Source organism: Xanthomonas sp. SHU 199, from assembly GCF_000364665.1.
Classification (GTDB): domain Bacteria; phylum Pseudomonadota; class Gammaproteobacteria; order Xanthomonadales; family Xanthomonadaceae; genus Xanthomonas_A; species Xanthomonas_A sontii.
Genome location: NZ_AQOI01000732.1, coordinates 1 through 779, shown reverse-complemented (window position 1 = coordinate 779; position 779 = coordinate 1). Strand labels below are relative to the sequence as shown.

The 779-nt window shown below is 76.0% G+C and carries 1 pseudogene; it reads left to right on the top strand.

Features of this window, described 5'->3' with window-relative positions:
• Nucleotides 1-30: 30 nt before the first annotated feature.
• Nucleotides 31-779 (top strand): annotated as a pseudogene (locus D183_RS25455) (hybrid sensor histidine kinase/response regulator); the annotation flags it as partial.

Below are 779 nucleotides of genomic sequence, written 5' to 3'. Positions count from 1 at the left end.
GGCGTGTGGCTGCTCGGCTCCGGCGCCAGCGTGTTTCGCCTCGACACCACCAGCGGTGCGCTGAGCGCGCCGCAGTGGGCCAACGGCGCGCCCAGCGGGCGCTTGCTGTCGGTGCTGGACGACCCGCGCGGGGCGTTGTGGATGGGGGGCAGCAGCACGCTGCTGCGCGGCCCGCTGGACGGGGGCCGCCTGCAGCGCTGGACCCGCGCCGCCGGCGAGGCCGATCCGATCCCGGACGGCACGCTCGCCTGGCTGCAACTGGACGCACGCCAGCGGCTGTGGATCGCCGCGCCGGGCTACGGCGTGCAGGTGCGCGATGGCGACGGCCACGTGCTGCAGAACCTGCCCGGCGGCCAGCACGGCCTGGCCGGCACCGACATCGCGGCGTTCGCGATGGCGCCGGACGGCACGCCGTGGGTGGCCGCCGAACAGTTCCAGCACTGGGACGGCGCGGCCGGGCAGTTCCGCACGCCGCCGGAACTGGCCGGCGAGAAAGTGCAGTCATTCGCCTTCGCCGACGCGCGCACGCTGTGGGTGCACCGGCTGTCCGGGCTGGAATTGTGGCGGCGCACCGGCGCGCACTGGCAACGCAGCCAGCGCTATGCGGTGGCCGACGGCCTGCCGGCCACCGAGTCCAGCGCGCTGGTCGCCGATTCGCAGGGGCGCGCCTGGCTGGGCATGCGCCGTGGCCTGTTCCGGGTCGATCCGCGGCGCACGCCGGCGGTGCGTGCGTTCGGCACCCGCGACGGGCTCGGCAGCCAGGAACTGGTGCGGCGCGG